18 protein-coding genes, 1 tRNA gene and 1 pseudogene are annotated in these 19,655 nt (G+C 63.5%); 6 read left to right on the forward strand and 14 right to left on the reverse strand.

From position 1 onward, the window contains the following. Nucleotides 1-289: 289 nt before the first annotated feature. On the reverse strand, nt 290-928 hold the full coding sequence (locus AC0L4C_RS14675) for an MAE_28990/MAE_18760 family HEPN-like nuclease (RefSeq protein ID WP_473400410.1): 639 nt from the start codon (nt 926-928) through the stop codon (nt 290-292). A gap of 11 nt (nt 929-939) precedes the next feature. Further along, nucleotides 940-2,046 (reverse strand): DUF262 domain-containing protein, encoded by a 1,107-nt coding sequence (locus AC0L4C_RS14680; protein WP_473400411.1) that lies wholly within the window; start codon nt 2,044-2,046, stop codon nt 940-942. 215 nt (nt 2,047-2,261) lie between these two features. Between AC0L4C_RS14680 and AC0L4C_RS14685 the strand changes: the two genes are divergently transcribed. Beyond that, nucleotides 2,262-2,621 (forward strand): ArsR/SmtB family transcription factor, encoded by a 360-nt coding sequence (locus AC0L4C_RS14685; protein ID WP_473400412.1) that lies wholly within the window; start codon nt 2,262-2,264, stop codon nt 2,619-2,621. On the opposite strand, the gene AC0L4C_RS14690 is transcribed toward AC0L4C_RS14685, so the two are convergent. Then, the gene (locus AC0L4C_RS14690; protein ID WP_473403586.1) at nt 2,600-2,821 is read right to left on the reverse strand and encodes a hypothetical protein; all 222 of its coding nucleotides are present in this window, start codon (nt 2,819-2,821) and stop codon (nt 2,600-2,602) included. The two genes, AC0L4C_RS14685 and AC0L4C_RS14690, sit on opposite strands and share 22 nt — an antisense overlap. On the opposite strand from AC0L4C_RS14690, the pseudogene AC0L4C_RS14695 reads away from it, so the two are divergent. Both AC0L4C_RS14695 and recG read left to right on the forward strand, forming a co-directional pair. Beyond that, nucleotides 2,738-3,078: pseudogene (locus tag AC0L4C_RS14695) on the forward strand (SRPBCC family protein). The gene AC0L4C_RS14690 and the pseudogene AC0L4C_RS14695 overlap by 84 nt on opposite strands. A 50-nt stretch (nt 3,079-3,128) precedes the next feature. Beyond that, nucleotides 3,129-5,237: an ATP-dependent DNA helicase RecG gene (recG, locus tag AC0L4C_RS14700; RefSeq protein ID WP_473400413.1), complete on the forward strand. Its 2,109-nt coding sequence runs from the start codon at nt 3,129-3,131 to the stop codon at nt 5,235-5,237. Here recG and AC0L4C_RS14705 read toward each other — a convergent pair. The 3 genes from AC0L4C_RS14705 to glmU are packed head-to-tail and all read right to left on the reverse strand — an operon-like array spanning nt 5,234 to nt 8,825. Beyond that, entirely contained in the window at nt 5,234-5,626 is a 393-nt protein-coding gene (locus tag AC0L4C_RS14705; RefSeq protein ID WP_473400414.1) for a DUF2237 family protein, read from the reverse strand. The two genes, recG and AC0L4C_RS14705, sit on opposite strands and share 4 nt — an antisense overlap. Then, nucleotides 5,619-7,445 carry a glutamine--fructose-6-phosphate transaminase (isomerizing) gene (gene glmS / locus AC0L4C_RS14710; RefSeq protein ID WP_473400415.1) on the reverse strand — a complete coding sequence of 609 codons (1,827 nt, stop codon included), beginning with the start codon at nt 7,443-7,445 and terminating at the stop codon, nt 5,619-5,621. Before glmS ends, AC0L4C_RS14705 begins: the two co-directional genes overlap by 8 nt. Before the next feature lie 24 nt (nt 7,446-7,469). Next, nucleotides 7,470-8,825 (reverse strand): bifunctional UDP-N-acetylglucosamine diphosphorylase/glucosamine-1-phosphate N-acetyltransferase GlmU, encoded by a 1,356-nt coding sequence (glmU, locus tag AC0L4C_RS14715; protein WP_473400416.1) that lies wholly within the window; start codon nt 8,823-8,825, stop codon nt 7,470-7,472. Between the two features lie 118 nt (nt 8,826-8,943). Here glmU and AC0L4C_RS14720 point away from each other — a divergent pair, with 118 nt between their 5' ends. Together AC0L4C_RS14720 and AC0L4C_RS14725 are read left to right on the forward strand one after the other, a co-directional pair. Further along, on the forward strand, nt 8,944-9,711 hold the full coding sequence (locus tag AC0L4C_RS14720) for a hypothetical protein (RefSeq protein ID WP_473400417.1): 768 nt from the start codon (nt 8,944-8,946) through the stop codon (nt 9,709-9,711). Nucleotides 9,712-9,805: 94 nt separating this feature from the next. Continuing rightward, nucleotides 9,806-9,880 (forward strand) — tRNA-Lys (locus AC0L4C_RS14725). Nucleotides 9,881-10,201: 321 nt separating this feature from the next. On the opposite strand, the gene AC0L4C_RS14730 is transcribed toward AC0L4C_RS14725, so the two are convergent. From AC0L4C_RS14730 to AC0L4C_RS14755, 6 genes are all read right to left on the reverse strand, one after another. Beyond that, nucleotides 10,202-11,371 carry an enolase C-terminal domain-like protein gene (locus AC0L4C_RS14730; protein ID WP_473400418.1) on the reverse strand — a complete coding sequence of 390 codons (1,170 nt, stop codon included), beginning with the start codon at nt 11,369-11,371 and terminating at the stop codon, nt 10,202-10,204. After that, a complete protein-coding gene (locus AC0L4C_RS14735) occupies nt 11,368-12,459 on the reverse strand; it encodes an ABC transporter ATP-binding protein (RefSeq protein WP_473400419.1) in 1,092 nt (363 codons plus the stop codon). The genes AC0L4C_RS14730 and AC0L4C_RS14735 overlap by 4 nt, the downstream gene beginning before the upstream one ends. Before the next feature lie 6 nt (nt 12,460-12,465). Then, nucleotides 12,466-13,311 carry a carbohydrate ABC transporter permease gene (locus AC0L4C_RS14740; protein WP_473400420.1) on the reverse strand — a complete coding sequence of 282 codons (846 nt, stop codon included), beginning with the start codon at nt 13,309-13,311 and terminating at the stop codon, nt 12,466-12,468. A 4-nt stretch (nt 13,312-13,315) separates the two neighbouring features. Beyond that, nucleotides 13,316-14,275 (reverse strand): carbohydrate ABC transporter permease, encoded by a 960-nt coding sequence (locus AC0L4C_RS14745; RefSeq protein ID WP_473400421.1) that lies wholly within the window; start codon nt 14,273-14,275, stop codon nt 13,316-13,318. Nucleotides 14,276-14,345: 70 nt separating this feature from the next. After that, nucleotides 14,346-15,599: an extracellular solute-binding protein gene (locus AC0L4C_RS14750; protein WP_473400422.1), complete on the reverse strand. Its 1,254-nt coding sequence runs from the start codon at nt 15,597-15,599 to the stop codon at nt 14,346-14,348. A 42-nt stretch (nt 15,600-15,641) separates the two neighbouring features. Continuing rightward, on the reverse strand, nt 15,642-16,796 hold the full coding sequence (locus tag AC0L4C_RS14755) for an enolase C-terminal domain-like protein (protein WP_473400424.1): 1,155 nt from the start codon (nt 16,794-16,796) through the stop codon (nt 15,642-15,644). Between the two features lie 194 nt (nt 16,797-16,990). Between AC0L4C_RS14755 and AC0L4C_RS14760 the strand changes: the two genes are divergently transcribed. After that, entirely contained in the window at nt 16,991-17,650 is a 660-nt protein-coding gene (locus AC0L4C_RS14760) for a GntR family transcriptional regulator (RefSeq protein ID WP_473400425.1), read from the forward strand. Here the strand turns inward: AC0L4C_RS14760 and AC0L4C_RS14765 are convergent. Continuing rightward, nucleotides 17,647-18,918, reverse strand: a complete 1,272-nt coding sequence (locus tag AC0L4C_RS14765) for an L-fuconate dehydratase (RefSeq protein ID WP_473400427.1) — start codon at nt 18,916-18,918, stop codon at nt 17,647-17,649. The genes AC0L4C_RS14760 and AC0L4C_RS14765 overlap by 4 nt on opposite strands. Before the next feature lie 2 nt (nt 18,919-18,920). Continuing rightward, nucleotides 18,921-19,652 carry an SDR family oxidoreductase gene (locus tag AC0L4C_RS14770; protein ID WP_473400428.1) on the reverse strand — a complete coding sequence of 244 codons (732 nt, stop codon included), beginning with the start codon at nt 19,650-19,652 and terminating at the stop codon, nt 18,921-18,923. Between the last annotated feature and the right edge of the window lie 3 nt (nt 19,653-19,655).

Below are 19,655 nucleotides of genomic sequence, written 5' to 3' on the forward strand. Positions count from 1 at the left end.
GGAGAACTGTTGGCGCTCGCACGCTCTATGGGCACCAGGCGATCGAAAATCACGCGGCAGCAAAGGTAGGCAAATGCTTGGCATGGGACGCTAAACCGACCAACGCCGATACGCCAGAGTGGCAGAAGCTCCGAGTCAGTTAACAGGACGTGCCCGACGACCTCGTGACGTAGCAGTAGCCCGTGCCGACAGAACGACCTATTGGATTTTGACTAGATCAGCTCCGCAATCGTCATGGTGCTCGAGGGGATCAGTACCTCACCCGATGTCAAAGGATGCGCGCATCAAACTATCGCTTGTAGAGGCCCAGACTGGCCGCGTTCTCTAGGTCGGTCTTGTACCAGCGCATCATCGTGTGCACCTCGCTGGCGAGAGCGATAAATTCGTCTGGCTTCAGCCCGATGTACTCTCCGTGAGCAATCCCGTTACGCCGATTCACCAAGCTCTCGTCGATGAGCGGAAACCGCGCTTCATAGCGGCCAATCGGAACATCGATAGAAAGCGCGATATTTCGGAAGACCGTGGACGTGAGATTGAATTCCGTGCGTATCGCGTTTGACAGCACCATTTTCGCGGGCTTGTCCAATTCAGCCATCACAAAGTCGAGGACGTCGATGTTCGTCTTCGCCTGCTTGCTCTCACCGAGTTGGGATAGTTTGCCTTTCATGCCGAAGACAACGAAGCAGGTCTTCAATTCGCGATAGGTGAGGCCCTGGTTGTTCACGAACTCCAGGTAACCCTCCGATGCCGACTTTATGAACCCCTCCCAATGGGCATAGACGATCGCAACGCCACCTCGAATTAGCGCGTCGCGGTCTACCCGGTCTTCCTTGCTCGCTACTCTAAAAGTCGAAATTTCCCGGACACGCCACGACATATCCTGGTCGAGCATCTCCTGCAGGTGCGAGATGGTTCGGATTTTCGCCAAAGCTCGCGTCCCTACGGCTTGAGCCAATCACCGGCCATAGGCAACAATTTGGCGAGACGTGTAGTGCCACGCACACCTGCGCCAGAGTTGGCGGTGAAAGTGTTCTCCTGCCAGAGCTCTTTGGCCTTGGTCTGGATGAACGTCTTCCGGCCGTCTGCACCTAGCGCCTCAAGATCGGCGATATTTTTCGACACGCCGGTGGCCATCACCTCATAAACCGATAGCAAGAATTTTCCAGTAAAGTCCTGGCCATTCCACCTTCTGAATGCCTTGTCCCCCAGTGCGTCGTTCAAGAAACCAAATGTCTTGTCGAACACGACAGTCTCATCGTTTAAATTCATGGCCGCGTTCGTCGCCAACTGAAAGAGTGCGTCGTCGAGGTACTCATGCACGTCGAGCCCGTGGACGTATGGCACTAACCGGAAGGCGAGGAAGCGAAGGACCAGTTCGACATCGAGCTGCGACTCCATCGCCTTGTCAGTCTGCTGCGTCGTGTTCTTGAAATCTTTTGATTGTGAGCGCGCTTGCAGCCAATCATAGAATTGAGGGTTGATGGATACCGCAATGCTGTTACGGACCTCTTGCTCGGTAAGCGCGACACCGCCAGTGTTCAGACGCTGGAAAAGCTCGTACTTTGCAGTGGCATCGCTTTCGAATTTAAGGATCTCGACACGTATCCTCGCCCGTTTGATCTCGATCTGGAGAGGTTGCCCGATACCATCCTCGACTTCGGGCCCAGATGGTGTCCATCGCTTGCCATTGAGACTTGGAAGAAACTTCGTGCCGTTGAGCACCAAAGGCGCCACAGAATTCCCATCTGTGTCCACCAGATCTCCAGTTAACTGGAGGATCGTACTCAGGCGCTGCAGGCCATCGATGAGCTCCCACACGCCCGTTTCGCCCTGAAAAACGAAAATCGGGGGAATAGGGATGCCAAGCAGCAAGGACTCAATGAATCGGGTTTTTCGTTCGTCTTCCCACCTGAAAAGGCGCTGAAAGACCGGGTCGATCTTTAGCTCGCCGTCCTTATAGAGGTTGATGACCTCACCAATGGACATTTCATATCCATCAGTGACCACCTTCTTGCGGGCCGCTTTTACTTCATCCTGTAGCGTCACGTCTGTGTTCCCCGTGTGCTGAGGGACATTACTGCCTGCGCTTCGGAGCGCAAGGCAAACGTGTCGTCTTTTCAGAAGCGCGACTCGCCCGCGCCCGAGTGGCTCCGGCGTCGACACGCCTGAGTTCTCCCCTCCTCCTCTCGCATCCCCCCGTTGACATCCAATAAGCCTCCGCTTATGCATTAACCCATAAGCCACGTCTTATGGAAATGCCGATGTCCAGCACGCACTTGCCCACTCCTCCGCCTGGTTCCGTCCCCATCGATGTCGTGATGCGCACGCTGGGGGATCCGACGCGGCGCGGGCTCTACGAAGCCATCGTCAATCGCGGCGAGACGACAGTGGTCGATCTCACGCGCGACGGCGCGATTTCTCAGCCGGCCGTCTCACAGCATCTCAAGGCGCTGCGGCTGGCCGGACTTGTGGTCGAGCGCCGCGCCGGGCGCAATGCGTTCTACCGCTCTGAGCCCGCCGGCCTCGCGCCGCTTGTCGACTGGCTCGACCACTATGCCATGTTCTGGCGTGACCGCCTCGACGGCCTCAAAACCCTGCTTCAGGAGATCGATCCGAAATGACCCAGCTTGCCCAAAAACCGGAAACCCGCGCCATCGTCGTCGAGGATTTCCTGCCGCACAGCCCCGAAAAGGTCTGGGAGGCGCTGACCAGCCGGCGCTATCTCGACCGCTGGCTGATGAAGAACGACTTCTTGCCGGTCGTCGGCCACAAGTTCACCTTCCAGGCGCGGCCGATGGGCGACTGGAACGGCATCGTTCATTGCGAGGTGCTGGAGTGCGATCCGCCCAAAAGCTGGTCTACACCTGGGTGGGCGGCGCGGCCAGCAATGCCAGCCATGGCTCGGTACTCGACTCGGTGCTCAGCCTTACGCTGACGCCCGCCGAGGGTGGCACGCGGCTCCGGCTGGTGCATGACGGCTTTGTCTCGCCGCAGAACGATGCCGGGTTCACCGCCATGAGCGGCGGCTGGGGCAGCATCATCAAACGCATTTCGGCGCTGCTCGACGAAACCGCCTGATCGTCATTCACGCCCTGTTTCGCCACGGCGGGCATAGCCTATAAAGGGCCATGTCCCGTCCGCAGTCACTCGATCCGCTGTTCCGCTCGCTGCACTCCATCAAGGGGGTCGGCGACAAGCTGGCGGCCTTGCTGACGCGGTTTTTCGGGGCGCCCGAGGGGCAGGAGGCGATTGCGCTCGATCTCCTGATGCACATGCCCTCGGGCATGGTCGACCGGCGCCGCATGGATGGCGTGGCCAACACCTATGTCGGCCATATCGCCACCCTGAAGCTGCATATCGACCGACACCAGCCGCCGCCCCGGGGCAAGCCGCATATCCCGCACCGGGTGTTCGCCCATGACGAGACCGGCGACATCCAGCTGGTCTATTTCCGCGCCCAGGGCGGCTGGGTGGAGCGGGCCCTGCCGGTCGGTGAAACGCGCTATGTGTCCGGCACCATCGGCTTTTTTAACGGCGACAAGCAGATCACTCATCCCGACTATGTGGTCGAGGTGGAAAAGTTCGACAGCCTGCCGCTGGTCGAGCCGGTCTATCCGCTGACCAATGGCCTTTCGGCCCGGGCGCTGACCAAGCTCACCCGTAACGTTCTCGATACGCTTCCCTCGCTGCCCGAATGGGTGCCGGCCGAACATCTGGAGCGGTTCAATTGGCCTGATTTTGGTACGGCGATGCGCGCCGTGCACACGCCGGTCAGCCCGGAACAGGGCGAGCTCTGGGGCCCGGCCCGCATGCGGCTCGCCTATGACGAATATCTGGCCGGCCAGCTGGCGCTGATGATCGTCCGCTCGCAGCTGGTGGCCGCCCGCGGCGTGTCGCGGCAGTTCACCGGCGAGATCACCGCGCGAGTGCTGGCCGCCCTGCCCTATACGCTGACCGACGGGCAGCAGGGCGCAGTCGAGGACATCCGCACGGACCTCGCCTCGCCCGAGCGCATGTCGCGGCTGATCCAGGGCGATGTCGGCGCCGGCAAGACCGTGGTGGCGCTGATGGCGATGGCGGCCATCGCCGAGTCCGGCGCCCAGTCCTCGCTGATGGCGCCCACCGAACTGCTGGCGGCGCAGCACTTCAAGACCCTGAAGCCGATCTGCGACGCGGCCGGGCTGGGCATCGTGCTGCTCACCGGCAAGATGTCGGCGGCCGAGCGCCGCGCCGCGCTGGCCGGCATCGCCTCGGGCGACACCAGCATTGTCGTCGGCACGCATGCGCTGTTCCAGTCCGGCGTCGACTTCCGCGATCTGGGCCTCACCGTCGTCGACGAACAGCACCGCTTTGGCGTGCACCAGCGGCTGGCGCTGTCGGAAAAGGGCGCGCATACCGACCTGCTGGTGATGACGGCAACGCCGATCCCGCGCACCCTGGTGCTCACCCATTTCGGCGACATGGCGGTCTCGATCCTGCGCGAGAAGCCGCGCGGCCGGCAGCCCATCGACACCGCCGTGCTCTCGATCAAGGATTATCCCCGGGTCATCGAGCGGCTGCACACTCGCGTCGCCGAAGGGGCCCAGGTGTTCTGGGTCTGCCCACTTGTCGAAGAGAGCGAAAACCTCGACATTGTCAGTGCCGAAGACCGGTTTAATGAGCTAAAACAAGAGTTTGGCGACAAAGTAGGGCTTGTTCATGGACGGTTATCTTCCGTTCAGAAACAAGGCGAAATGGCGGCATTCGCCGCCGGCGAGCGTCGCATCCTCGTCGCCACGACGGTGATCGAGGTCGGCGTCGACGTGCCCAATGCCAACATCATGATCATCGAGCATGCCGAACGGTTCGGGCTGGCGCAGCTGCACCAGCTGCGCGGCCGGGTCGGTCGCGGCAGCCAGCGCTCGGCCTGCCTGCTGCTCTACAAGGAGCCGCTGAGTGAAACCGCCAAGGCGCGGCTCGAAACCATCAAGTCCACCGAGGACGGTTTCGTCATCGCCGAAAAGGATCTCGAGCTGCGCGGCCAGGGCGATCTGCTCGGCACCCGGCAGTCCGGCATGCCTGGCTATCGCCTCGCGGTGCCGGATGTGCACCGCCACCTGCTGGAATATGCCCATGCCGACGCCCAGGCGGCGCTGACCCGTAACCCCGGGCTTACCGGTTCGGAGGGCGAGGCGCTGCGCACCCTGCTCTATCTCTTCCGCAAGGACCTCGCCATTCCGCTGCTGCGCGCCGGCTAGCTGAGGTCGAGCGCGTAGCGCTTGAGGTCTTCCAGCCTGACGTAGTTGAGCGCCGACTGGTGCGTCGAGAGCAGCACGACCCTGGGGGCCATGCCGGCCTCCAGTGCCTCCTGCCAGCGCGTCGCCACCAGGCACCAGCGGTCGCCGTGATGCAGCCCCGGAAAGGCATATTGCGGCATCGGCGTCGTCAGGTCGTTGCCGCTCGATTTGGAAAAGGCAAGGAAGGCGTCGGTCATCTCGGCGCACACCAGATGCCGGCCGACATCATCCGGCCCGGTCAGGCAGCCGCCATTGCGGTAGAAGCCGGTCATCGGGTCGGTCGAGCACGGCTGCAGCGGTTCGCCCAGCACGTTGAGCTCGGGCTCGCCCTCGACAAAACGCCTATTCAACGGTCACCGACTTCGCCAGATTGCGCGGCTGGTCGACGTCCGTGCCCATGAACACCGCCGTGTGGTAGGCCAGCAGCTGCACCGGAATGGTGGCGAGGATCGGCGCCACAAAGCTCGACACCTTGGGCAGCACGATGATGTCGTCGATGCCGTGGCCGGCCGCCCTGGCCCCGTCCTCGTCGGTGATCAGGATGATCTTGCCGCCGCGCGCCGCCACCTCCTGCATGTTCGAGAGGGTTTTTTCCATCAGTTCGTCCGACGGCGCCACGACGATCACCGGCATCAGTTCGTCCACCAGCGCAATCGGCCCGTGCTTGAGTTCGCCGGCCGCATAGCCCTCGGCATGGATGTAGCTGATTTCCTTGAGTTTCAGCGCCCCTTCCATGGCAATCGGGAACATGGCGCCGCGGCCCAGATAGAGCACGTCCTTGGCCTTGGAGAGCCGCTTCGCGATGTCCTGGATCTGCTCCTCGGTGCCCAGCGCGGCCGAGACGGCGCTGGGCAGCGCCACCAGCGCATCGACCAGGTCCTTCTCCTGCGTGCGGCTCAGTGTGCCTCGCGCCACCGCCGCTGCCAGCGCCAGGCTGGCGAGGGCCGTCAATTGCGCGGTGAAGGCCTTGGTCGAGGCGACGCCGATTTCGGGACCGCAAAGCGTCGGGAAGACGACGTGGCTTTCCCGGGCAATGGTCGATTCCGGCACATTGAGCAGCGAGGCGATGTGCTGGCCCTGTCCTGCACAATAGCGCAGCGCCGCCAGCGTGTCGGCCGTCTCGCCGGACTGCGAGATGAACAGCGACAGGCCGTTCTGCTCCAGCGGCGGTTCGCGGTAGCGGAACTCCGAGGCGACATCGACATCGACCGGCAGCCGCGCATAGCGCTCGAACCAGTATTTGGCCACCATGCCGGCAAACGAGGCGGTGCCGCAGGCCGAAATCGTCAGTCGCGTCAGTGCCTTGAAGTCGAACGGCAGCGTTTCGCGCAGGGCCACCGTCTCGGCGCCCATGTCCACATAGTGGCTCAGGGTGTGCGAGATGGTTTCGGGCTGCTCGTAGATTTCCTTGGCCATGAAATGGCGGTGGTTGCCCTTGTCGACCATCAGCGCCGAGGCCTGCGACACCATGGTCTCGCGCCGCACGATGACGTCCGAGCCGTCGCGGATGGTGACGCCGCCGGGGGTGATCACTGCCCAGTCGCCATCGAGCAGATAGCTCAGCCGCGAGGTGAAGGGTGCCAGCGCCATGGCGTCCGAGCCGAGATACATTTCCGTCGTGCCGTAGCCCACGGCCAGCGGCGCCCCGCGGCGGGCGGCGATCAGCAGCTTGTCGTGCCCCTTGAACATGAAGGCCAGGGCGAAGGCGCCGCGCAGCTTCTTGAGCGTCGTGGCGACGGCCATTTCGGGATCGAGGCCACGGTCGAGTTCACGCGTCACCCAGAGTGCCACCGATTCCGTATCGGTCTGGGTTTTCGGCGAATAGCCGTCTGTGGCAAGGTCCTCCAGCAGCTCGCGAAAATTCTCGATGATGCCGTTGTGGACGACAGCCACACGCTCGGTGGCGTGCGGATGGGCATTGCCTTCCGTCGGCGCGCCATGCGTGGCCCAGCGGGTGTGGCCGATGCCGATATTGCCGCCCAGCGGTTCGAAGTCGAGTTTTTGCGCCAGATTGCCGAGCTTGCCTTCGGCCCGCCGGCGGTCGATGCGGTCGCCCTCGAGCGTCGCGACACCCGCACTGTCATAGCCGCGGTACTCGAGACGCCGCAGGGCGTCCACCAGTCGCGGCGCAACCGGCGCGACCCCGATAATCCCAACAATGCCGCACATGCCGGTCCCCTACCCTGTTGGCTGCTATTTCTTGGCCTTCGCCGCCTTGATCGCTTCGGCCCGGGCGCGCAGCTTGGGCGCGTAGCCGGGCTTGTTTTCCTGCCGGGCGCGGCCGATGGCCAGGGCGTCGGCCGGCACGTCCTTGCCGATCACCGAGCCGGAGGCGACATAGGCCCCGGCGCCGATGCTGACCGGCGCCACCAGCGACGAGTTCGAGCCGATGAAGGCCTTCTCGCCGATGATCGTCCTGTCCTTGTTCACCCCGTCATAGTTGCAGGTGATGGTGCCGGCGCCGATATTGGTCGCGGCGCCGATCTCGGCGTCACCCAGATAGCTCAGGTGGCCGGCCTTGACGCCGGCGCCCAGCACCGACTTCTTGACCTCGACGAAATTGCCCAGGTGCACGTTGGCCCCCAGCTCGGCGCCGCCGCGAATGCGCGCAAACGGGCCGATCGAGGCGCCCGAACCGATGGTCACGTCCTCGATGTCGCAGAAGGCGCGGATCTCTACGCCGGAAGCAATCTTCACGCCGGGTCCGAAGACGACGTTGGGATAGATGGTCACGTCTGGGCCGATCTGGGTGTCCCAACTGAAATAGACCGAGGCCGGGTCCTTGAGCGTCACGCCGGCCTTCATGAAGGCCTCGCGCTGCGTCTCCTGGAACAGGGCCTCCGCCTTGGCGAGCTTGCTGCGGTCGTCCAGTCCCATCACTTCGCGTTCGGGCACGATGGTGAACTCAACCAGGCGGGCGTCGGCATTGGCGAGTTCCACGGCATCGGTCAGGTAGTATTCGCCCTTGGCATTGGCGTTGCCGATGCGGTCGATGACCTCGCGTAGCGTCGCTGCCCGGAACCCCATGATGCCGGAATTGCAGAGCCCGACCAGCCGCTCGGCCTCGCTGGCGTCGCGGTGTTCGCGAATGGCCGTGAGGCGTTGCCCGTCGGTCAGCAACCGGCCGTAACCGGTCGGGTCGGCCGGCTCGAAGCCGACAACGACGATCTCGGCGCCGCCATCGAGGCGCGCCGTGACATCGGCAATGGTGGCTGCCGAAACGAAGGGCGTATCGCCATAGAGCACCACGACATTGCCCTGGGCCGTCTCGAACGCCGATCGCGCCTGCCGCACGGCATGGCCGGTGCCCAGCCTGTCGGTCTGTTCGATGACCAGCGCATCGCCGGCCAGAGCCAGCAAGGTCGAGCGCACGGCGCCATGATCCGGTCCGATGACGCAAGCCAGCCGGTCCGAGCCGGCCGACAGCGCGGCACGCACGACATGGGACACCATTGGCAGGCCGCCGACCGGATGCAGAACCTTGGGTGTCGACGAATGCATGCGGGTGCCTTCACCCGCGGCCAGAACAATCGACAGCAAATCAGTCATGGGGGCCCTCTTCCCGGCAGATTTCCAATGATTTTATGGCAGCAAGTTGTTGGGAAACCCATAACTGACGCGCGCACTGGTAAACTGCACAGATAGGCTTGATTCGACAGGTTTCACATTGGCCAAGGCCGCAGATCACTTTCGTCCGTCCGACGTCACCCTCTGGGGCATTGTCGCACTGTGCTGCTGGGGAGCGGCAGTGCTGCTCGCCAACGCCTCCGCCCTCGTGCCGAGCGGCGTCTTTGCCAGCCTGCACGCCTCGCGGCTCGAAGGGGCGACGGTGGCGCAGTTGCGCACGCAACTGGCAACGCTGAGCGACGAATCCCGCCGCATGCGCAACGAGAACAACCTGCTGCTGCAGCGCTTTGACCGCGCCGAGGCGGCAACACGTGACGCCGTCCAGCGGATCGGCACGCTCGAGGTCATCCTTCCCGGCGCCGTCGAAAATCAGCGCAGCGGCGCGGCAATCGACATGATGCCCACGGCATCGATCGGCGTCGACAGGTCGATCAGCTTTGACGCCGATGGCGGATCGGTGAGCGTGGTGCAAAAACCGCTGCTGGTCGACGGACCGGCCGGCGAGGTCGAATTGCCCCAGTCTCTGGCGACTGTCGAAACGGCGACCTACGGACTGGCGCTGGGTTTTCCGGTGGCCGAGGACGAGGCCGAGGCGCAATGGCAGAGCCTTGCCGCCAAGGTCGGCACCTTGCTGCTGGGTCTCGCGCCGCTGCTCCAGGATGTCGACGGCGACGACAGAAAACAGATCGTGGCCGGTCCGGTAACCGACCGGGCTCAGGCCGAACAGCTCTGTACGCGCATGGATCGCGTCGGCATTCCATGCGTGCCGCAGACGTTCTCCGGCGAGCCCCTGCCGCTGCTCAACTGAACCATTCTGCCGGGAGCCCTTGCGGGCGGGCGAATCCCGGTTGACACTAGGGGTCCGATGGCTATGTTCCGCGCCGACCCCAAAGGTCGCGCAGGCGCCCGTAGCTCAGTGGTAGAGCATCCGACTTTTAATCGGATGGTCGATGGTTCGAATCCATCCGGGCGTACCACTTTCCTGCCAGGCGTGAGGCTGACTGGCGACTGCGTCGCGCGGCTCGACGCCGGCCTTCCAGGTCAATCAGACATGCGCCGTGCCCGAGGCCGGTCAGGCGTGAGGATGTCGACGAACTCCAATCGTTCCAGAGCCGCGGAAGCGGCCTGAAAACCCTGCTCAAGCCCGAGGTGCTCGACCTGATCTCGCAGATCAGCTAAGTCGAGCGGACCAGCTACCTGTTTTTTGACGCATGACGATCGGGACGCCGCCACCTGCCGCCGGCAGGTTCGCATCGCTGCCGGCGTCGTAGCCGACGCCCCATAGTGCGCCTGCTGCGCTACTCGTAGACGACCTTGCCTGTCTCGACTGTCTTCAGCCAGTCCCAGTTGATGGCGGCCCCCAGTCCCGGGCCTTCCGGAACCGGGACGCAGCCATCGGCATCGACGGCGTCGAGGTCGTCGGAATAGTCGTCGGCGTGGATGCGGTTCTGCGATTTCCAGCCCGGGACCTTGGGGTGTACGAGGCCGAGTTCGTAGTAGTTGGTGTTGCGGATCGCCGCCATGCAGTGGCGTGGCGCATGGCCGGGGGCATGGATCTCGCAATCGACGCCGAACCCCTCGGCGACGTGTGCCAGCTTCATCACTCCGGTGATGCCACCGTCATAGTCGACGTCGGCGCGGACATAGTCTGTCCCCTCGGCGATCAACTGGTCGACCCGCAATTCGATGCCGCGCACATGCTCGCCGAGCAGGATCGGCGTCTTGATGAAGCTCTTGAGCTTCTTGTGCGCGTAGGCGGACAGGCCACCGTCCTTGTAGGGGTCCTCGTACCAGAAGTAGTTCGCCTCGTCGCAGGCCCGGCCAACCTTGAGAGCGTCGCCCCAGTTCTGGTACTCGCAGCCCGGATCGATCATCAGGTCCATGCTGTCGCCGACAGCCTTGCGGGTCGCCAGCACGGCGGCAACTTCACGCTGGATGGGGCCATTGCCCCAGCCGTGGATCTTGTAGCCGGGGTAACCCATCTCGCGGCACTGCAGCGCGAAGTCGCCGAACGCCTCGGGGCTGTCGAGGCCACCGTTCTCGTCGCCATGGAAGGTCGACGCATAGGCCGGCAGTTTCTTGCGATAGCCGCCGAGAAGCTCGTAGACCGGCACGCCATAAGCCTTGCCGGCAATGTCCCAGAGCGCCATGTCGATCGGCCCCATGCCGAACTTGTCGTGCTTGCGCAGCGCGCGCTTGAGATCGTTCCAGATCTTCTCGCGCTCCAGCGCGTTCTTGCCGAGCAGGTACTGCGCCGCCATCCCGACCTGGGCATAGGACACACCCACGCCCCCGACATATTCGCCGGTGATGCCGGCTTCGGTCTCGATGGTGAAGACATAGTCCGTCTGGGGTGCCTTGGCGCCCTTGAGATAGACGTGGTTGAAGCCGTTATAGTCGACGCCCAGATCTTGCCGTTCCCACTTGTACTCACGCACGGTGAGACGCTTGATGCGCAGGTCTTTCATACTTGGTTCCCCTGGATGCGGTTGCCCGTTTCCGGGTCGAACAGATTCACCGCCGTGGTATCGACGACCACGCTCAGCGGCGCGCCGAGCTTGGGGCGGTCGCGCGATCCCAATCGGGCGCTGATCACCTGGCCGCCGACATTGATCAGCACCATGGTGTCCGGACCTGTCGGCTCCACGACGTCCACGGTGCCGCTGAGCGTCGCGTTGCCCGTCCCGGCGCTCAGGCTCTCGGGCCGGATTCCCGCCACCACCTGGCGGCCGACATAGCCCGACACGTCCTGCTCCATCCCGGCGAGCGGCAACGCGCCATCGCCATGCCGCAGCGACAGTGAGTCACCGACCTTTTCCAGAGTGCCGGCGAGGAAATTCATGGTCGGCGAGCCGATGAAGCCCGCGACGAACATGTTCGCCGGGCGTTCGTAGATGGTCTGCGGATCGGCAATCTGCTGGATCACGCCCTCGCGCATTACCGCGACCTGGGTGCCCAGCGTCATCGCCTCCACCTGGTCGTGCGTGACATAAACGACCGACGTGCCGAGCCGGTCGTGCAGCCGCTTGATCTCGGTGCGCATCTCGACGCGCAGCTTCGCGTCGAGGTTGCTGAGCGGCTCGTCAAACAGGAACAGTTCGGGATTGCGCACGATCGCCCGGCCCATGGCGACGCGCTGCCGCTGACCGCCCGACAGCTGCGCCGGCTTGCGGTCGAGCAGGTGCTCGATCTGCAGCAGTTCCGCCGCCTTCTGCACCGCATTCTCGCGCTCCGCCTGCGGCACCTTCCGCATCTCGAGCCCGAACCCGATATTCCGCCGCACCGCCATTGTCGGGTAGAGAGCGTAGCTCTGGAACACCATGGCGATATTGCGGTCCTTGGGATGCACGTCGTTGACGTTGCGATCCCCGATCAGGATGTCGCCGCCCGAGCTCGGCTCCAGCCCGGCAATGATTGAAAGCAGCGTCGATTTTCCGCAGCCAGACGGGCCCAGCAATACCAGGAACCCGCCATCGTCGAGCTCGAGATCGATGTTCTTGAGCACTTCGAGCGAGCCGAAACTCTTGCGCACGCCCTTGATCGACAGAGTGGCCATACGCCCCTACCCCTTGACTGCGCCGGCGGTGATGCCGGCCACCATGACGCGCTGCACGAGTGCGAACAGCACGATCACGGGAATGATGGAAATGATGCCGCCGGCCGCCAGCATGCCCCAGGGCAGCTGGAACTCGCCGACCATCAGCTGCAGCCCCACCGGCCAGGTCCGCGACCCGGTCGACGAGGTCAGCATCAGCGCGAAGAGGTACTCGTTCCACGCTGCGATGGCGACGAACACGCAGGTCGCGACCAATCCGTTCCGAGCAATCGGAATGACGATGCGGAACATCGCCCCGATGCGGGTCGAACCGTCGATCCGCGCCGCGCTTTCGAGCTCCTTCGGCGCCGCATCGAAAAAGCCCTTCAGCATCCAGACGAACAGTGGCAGCAGGAAGCTGGTATAGGCCACCGCCAGCCCCAGACTGGTATCGAACAGCCCGAGGTTACGCATGACGATGAACAGCGGGATGATCATCAGCACCGCCGGGAACATGCGGACCACGAGGTAGCCCAGCATCAGCGGCGTTCGTCCCGGGAACTGGAAGCGCGAGAAGGCGTATGAGGCGATCGTGCCGGTGAAGAGGCAGATCGCAACGGTCGTCGTCGTCGTCACCAGCGAGTTGATCACCAGCACGGGATAGCCCGACTGGTTCCACAGCTTGACGTAGTTCTCCACCGTGAAACGGGTGGGAAAATACACCATCGTGCGGGTGACGATGTCGTCATCGACCTTAAACGAGGTCAGCAGCATCCAGAGCAACGGTCCGATGCTGAGCACCGCCAGAAACGACAGGATGGCGTAGCTGAGGATGTTCCAGATCAAGGTTGAACGGGAGCGGGTCTGAGCCATGGCGCTAGTCCTGGTTGACTTTGCTGAGCCGGATATAGGCCCAGGCGAACAGCATCAGCAGCGCGAACATCACGGTGGAAAGCGCGCCGGCATAGCCAAAATTGAAGTCCGAATAGGCGTTCTGGAACGCATAGAGGCTCAGCACCTGCGTCGATCGTCCCGGGCCGCCCTGGGTCAGGATCAGCAGGAGGTCCGGCGAGTTGACGAGCCCGATGACGCGCAGGATCACCGCCGCTGCGATGATCGTCCGCAGCATCGGCAGGGTGATCAGCCGCAGTTGCGCGAATGCCCCGGCCCCGTCGATATCGGCCGCCTTGTAGAGATCGGACGGAATGCCCTTCAGCCCCGCCATGATCAGCAAGGTGAAGAACGGGAAACTGTGCCAGGCCTCGATGAAGATTGCCGCAGCCATGGCCGTCGTCGGGTCGGCAAACCACGCCTTGTATTCGGTGAGCAGCCCGATCTGCAACAGCAGGTCGTTGATGACCCCGACACGCGAGTCGAGCATCAGAGCCCACATGTTGCCCGCCACCACGTTGGGCAGGAAATACGGGAGCAGGATCAGCACCGCGAAAATCTTGCTGCCAGGCAGGTTTCGGTTGAGCGCCAGCGCGGCAATCAGCCCGACCGCAAACTCGATCAGGGTCGAGAACGTCACCCAGACCGCGGTATTGCGCAGCGACAACCAGAAAATCGGGTCGCCCATCATGCGCGCATAGTGCTTCAGGCCCACCAGCGCGCCGTTACCCGCCGGCCGGTTGAGCCGCATCTCGGTGAACGACAACTGAAAGCCATAAATCGTCGGAAACAGCACGATCGCCGTGATCAGCAGTGCCGAGGGCAACAGCAGCAGGTACATCCAGTACCGCGTCTCGGAGAGTTCACCGAGCAACCGCAACGGGTTGACCGCATCCCAGAGATTTCGGGGCGGCGGCATGGCGGTAATGACGGGGCCGCGGGTCATCAAGGCTCCAGAAAACGCTTTTGACTATCGGGAAAAAGGGCGGCCGGCCTGAACCGGCCACCCTGTGGGTTTAGGCGATGGCCTGAGCCAACCCATCCATGACCTGGTCGGCCGCCTGCTCGGGAGTCGCCTGCCCGATCAGGATCTGCTGCAGCGCCGGCAGGACGACGTTCTGTGCCCAACCTGCCGCGCCCGGGAAGCTCGGCTGCGGAATGCCGAAGCCCAGCGTGTCCGAGGCCGCCTTGTACATCGGGTTGCCGCCGATGCGGTCGTCGGCAGCGGCGACGGTCGAGGCCGGGAAGTAGCCGGTCTTTTCAAGGAAGGCGACGGCCGCGTCGGGCTCGCCCCAGAACTTGATCCACTCCCAGGCCGCATCCGCACCCTCTTCCTTGGTGATGCAGTTATAGGCATAGGCGAGGCGCGCCACCCGCTTTGCCGGGCCGGCCGGCATCGCAAATGTGCCGAACTGCACGCCCGGCTCGAGTTTGGACGCGATGTCCTGGTACGAGCCGGTGTGGTGCCAGATCATGGCGGTCTGCCCGGTCTGGAAGCCCGATATCACCTGCTGGAAACCGTCATTGGCCGCGCTCGGCGGCACGGCCCCGTCCTTGACCAGAAGGCCCGAATACCAATCGAGCGCCTTGACCACGATGTCGCGGTCGAGGCCGATGGTGCCGTCGTCGGCCTTCACCGGCGAGCCGAAGGCCTCGATGACGTTGACCACGAAATTCTGGCCGCCCGGTCCGCCACGCAGGCCAAAGCCGTACCGGCCCTTGGCCGGATCGGTCAGCTTGATCGCCGCATCGCGGAACTCGTCATAGGTGGTCGGCGCGGCAAGACCTGCCTCGTCGAACCAGTCCTTGCGGTAATAGGCCCAGTCGACGAACGCGAAACCGGGGACGCCGTAGAGCTTACCGTCCTTGCTGATCGAGGCGAAGCGGGAGTCATCGAAGTCGGCCCGGCGTTCCCAGTTGGCAATCCGGTCGCTCATGTCGATCAGGGCGCCCATGGCGAGCATGTCCTCGAAGCGCTCGGAGGACACCATCGTCACGTTGGGCCGCGCATCGCCCACCACGGCCGCGGTGATCTTGGCCATGAAGTCGGGGTTGGGGATGTTCTCGGGTGTCACCGCGATATCCGGGTGCGCCGCCTTGAACAGCTCCATCACCGCTTCGAGGCCCGCCGCTTCGGACTGGCTGGTGAAAGTGTGCCAATAGTTGATGCTGGTCGCCTGCGCGAACGCGGGCAACGGCGTCAGGGCGGTGGCTGCCAGAAGGCCGCCACCCATCTTGAGTAGGGTACGCCGGTCAAACCTGTTCGTCATAGTTTCCTCCTCCAATGATCGTTCACGTCACGAACTGCAGTGTCAGTGCCACGGCACCAGATCGGCCGGTGGGGTCAGGCGTTCGGTCACCTCGACCTTGCTGAGGCACGTTTCGTCGAGTGTTTTCCAGTCATACTCGTAGCCAAGGCCGGGCTCGTCGCTGACCGTGAGGTTGCCGTCTACGATGGCCAGCTTGCCCTGCTTGGACAGCCCGTTGATCTGCTCTTCGTTCATGATCAACTGCTCGTAATAGTCGTTGTTCGAGATGGCCGCGCAGATCTGCGCGTTCTCGAGGCTCATGCCGTGCACCTGGGCACGCATGCCGTGGCTTTCGCCGAGGTGGGCTACCTTCATCGAGCCGGTAAAGCCGCCTTTGTAGAAGGCGGAGACGCGCACCATGTCGAGCGCCTTGTTCTCGATCCAGGTCGCCATGTTGCCATGCACGCCGTCCGAAGTTTCGGCTGCGAGGATGGGGATGTCGAGCTTCTCGCAGAGCTTGGTATAGGCCCCGAGGTGGAACTCGCGCATAGGCTCCTCGTACCAGAGGAAGCCGAGGTCCTGGATGGCCTTGCCGAATTCGAGGGCGTTGACATAGTCCCAGCCGGCGGAGCCGTCGAACATCAGGTCGGCGTCGTCACCGACCCATTTGCGCAGGTTGGTGCACAGCTCGATGTCGCGCTTCACCGGCCCGCCCCAGGCGTGCAGCTTGAAGGCCTTGAACCCCAGATCCCGACTCATCTTGATGTAGCGCTCGTACTCGCCCATCGTCGGCCAGGTGACCGTCGAGGCATAGGCCGGCACCACCCGATCGTCGCCGCCGAGCATCTGGTAGATCGGCATCCTGGCATGCTGCGATTTCACGTCCCAGCACAGCACGTCGAGCATGCCGAGCGAGCGCATGTGGATTTCCTCCACGCGGTCGATTTCCCAGATCATCCGCCACATGCGCTCGGTCAGCAGGGGATTTTCGCCGATGAACTGGTGATAGCGCCGCCGCACGAGGTCAACCACGGACTCGCCGCGGCCGATTTCCATGGCGCCATAGATGCCGGCATCGGTTTCCATCCGGATCACTGCCTTGCGCGGCTTGGATCCGCGCGGGATGTCACCATGCGAGCCGGGCAGGCCGTCGCGCCAGATGAATTTCGGCCCCGGCTCGTGTTCGACAAGCCATGCGGTGAACCCCGTGATCTTCATGCAACTCCTCCACAACCGCCAAACCGACGACTTGCCCAAGCGGTGATATCATCATTAAGGCCAAAGGATATATCGCAGCAACCGTTCGACGGACATCATCTGCGGGTTTGATATACGACTTTAGGGTACGAACCGGTTTGATCCGGCACCGCGATGTGCTACCGGAAGGAGAGAAACGGCCTGATCATTCATGGATGAATATGTTCGAAGACCAGCATGCCAATGACGGTTACCGGCGCTTTCGCGAGGCGCTGCAAAGCGGCAAGCTCGAGGCCGGCATGGTCGTCACGCAGAACGAACTATGCGACCTGCTGGGCGTTTCGCTGTCGCCTTTGCGTGAGACGCTGGTGCTGCTTGAAGAGTTCGGGCTGGTCGAGATCAAGCCGCGCACCGGGATTCGGATCGTCTATCCGGAGGTCGGATTCATCCGCGAGAACTACCAGTTCCGCATCATGATCGAAGTCCACGCGCTGCGCTCGTTCGGCGAAACCGTGACCGCCGAATGGCTGACGAGCATGCGCGACCGGCATGACGAGTGCCGCCGGCTGCTCGAGGGGACGGGGCCATTCGAGGACGCGCAGTCGCAGGTCATCATGCTCGACCGCAAGATGCATCGGGATATCGTGGAGGCGCTGGACAACCGGGCGATCCTGACGACGCATGCGCGGCTGCAGGAGAACATCAGCATGGCGCGCCGGGTGCATCAGCGCTCGACCTTCCGTGCCCAGCTCGTCGACACGGTCAATGAGCACATGCTGGTCATTGAGCGTCTGGAGAAGCGCGATGTGGCGGGCGCCATAGCGGCGCTCGAGGCACACTTCCGCGCCTCCACCCATCGGACGTTTGCCGTCTAGGGGCGGAAGGTGTTCGCCGTGATCGAGTCCGGTTTCATCTCGATGGAAAAGCCCGGACGGGTTGGCGGCATATAGGCCGCGTCGCGGATCACGCAGGGGTCGAGGAAGTGCTCGTGCAGGTGGTCGACATACTCGATCACCCTGCCCTGCTTGGTACCCGAGACCACGAGATAGTCGATCATCGAGAGATGCTGCACATATTCGCAGAGCCCGACCCCGCCAGCGTGCGGCCAGACCGGCAACCCGTACTTGGCGGCCAGCAGCAGCACTGACAGCACCTCGTTGAGCCCGCCGATGCGGCAGGCATCGATCTGCACGATGTCGATGGCGCCTTCCTTGATGAACTGCTTGAACACGATGCGGTTCTGGCACATCTCGCCGGTCGCCACCTTGACCGGGGCAATCCCGGCCCGGATGGCCTTGTGGCCCATGATGTCATCGGGGCTGGTCGGCTCCTCGATAAAATAGGGGTTGAAGCGCCTGAGTTCGTTGACCCAGTCGATCGCCTGCTCGACTTCCCACACCTGGTTGGCATCGATCATCAAGAAGCGGTCCGGGCCCATGATCGAGCGCACGATCTCGAGCCGCCGGATATCGTCGGCGCGATCGCGGCCGACCTTCATCTTGATGTGATTGAATCCGGACTCGACCGCTTCGGTCGCCAGCCGCGTCAGCTTTTCATTGGAGTAGCCAAGCCATCCAGCCGATGTGGTGTAGCACTGGTAGCCCTCGGCCTTGAGAATGGCAACCCGTTGGGTCTTCCCTGCCTCCGCCATGCGGAAAATGGCCAGTGCCTCGTCCGGCGTGATGGCATCGGTCAGGTAGCGGAAGTCGATGATCGACACCAACTGCTCTGGACTCATGTCGGCGACGAATTGCCAGACCGGCTTGCCAGCCTCCTTGGCGAGCAGGTCCCAGACGGCATTGACGACGGCGCCGGTCGCCAGGTGCATGGCGCCCTTGTCCGGACCGATCCAGCGCAACTGGCTGTCGCCGGTGATGTGGCGCCAGAACCGACCCGGGTTCTCGAGGATCCAGTCGGTCTCCAGGCCGACGACCAGAGCTGCTAGCGCCTCGATGGCCATGCAGACAATGTCGTTGCCGCGCCCGATGGTGAAGGTCAGGCCGTGGCCCTCATGGGCGCCGTCGGTCGCGAGGACGACATAGGCGGCTGAGTAGTCAGGGTCGGGGTTCATCGCATCCGAGCCGTCGAGCGCACTCGACGTCGGGAAACGCAGGTCGTGCGTCGTCAGGCCAGTGATCTTCATCGTCAGGCCGTCCAGCCGCCGTCGATGATGTGGACCTGGCCGGTGGTGTAGGTGGCGCCGGCGAGATAGACGGCGAGGTCGGCGATCTCGGAGGGCTGGCCGATGCGGCCGATCGGCTGGCGGGCGATGAAGGCCTTCCTGGCCGCCTCGAAATCGCCGGTGGCGTGCCAGCGTTCGTGCAGGCTGGGGCTGTCGACCGTGCCCGGGGCAATGGCGTTCACCCGGATGCCCTTGTCGGTATAGTCGGCGGCCATGGACTTGGTCAGGCCGATGACCGCCGCCTTGGAGATCGAGTAGGCGGCGCGGTTGGGCACGCCGGTCACCGAACTGGCCACGGTCGACATGTTGATGATGGCGCCGTCGCGGCGTTCCAGCATCTGCGGCAGGATGGCCTTGATGGTGCGGATCTGGGCCCAGACGTTGAGGTCGAAGGCGAAGTCGAGGTCCTTGTCGGCCATCTCGAGCACCGAGCCGGAATGGACGACGCCGGCGCAGTTGAAGAGCACGTCGATGCGGCCGATCTCGGCCACGGCCTTGTTGACCTCATCGGCCGACAGCACGTCGAGCACGCGGGTCGTGACATTGGCCAGGCCATCGAGCTCGCTGAGCTTTTCGGCATTGATGTCGGTGGCGATGACCCGGGCCCCGGCCCGCGCGAAAGCCTCCACCGAGGCGCGGCCGATGCCCTGGGCAGCCGCAGTGATGAGCGTGATCTTGCCGGTCAGATCGGCCATGAA

The organism is Devosia sp. J20-27 (assembly GCF_055808595.1).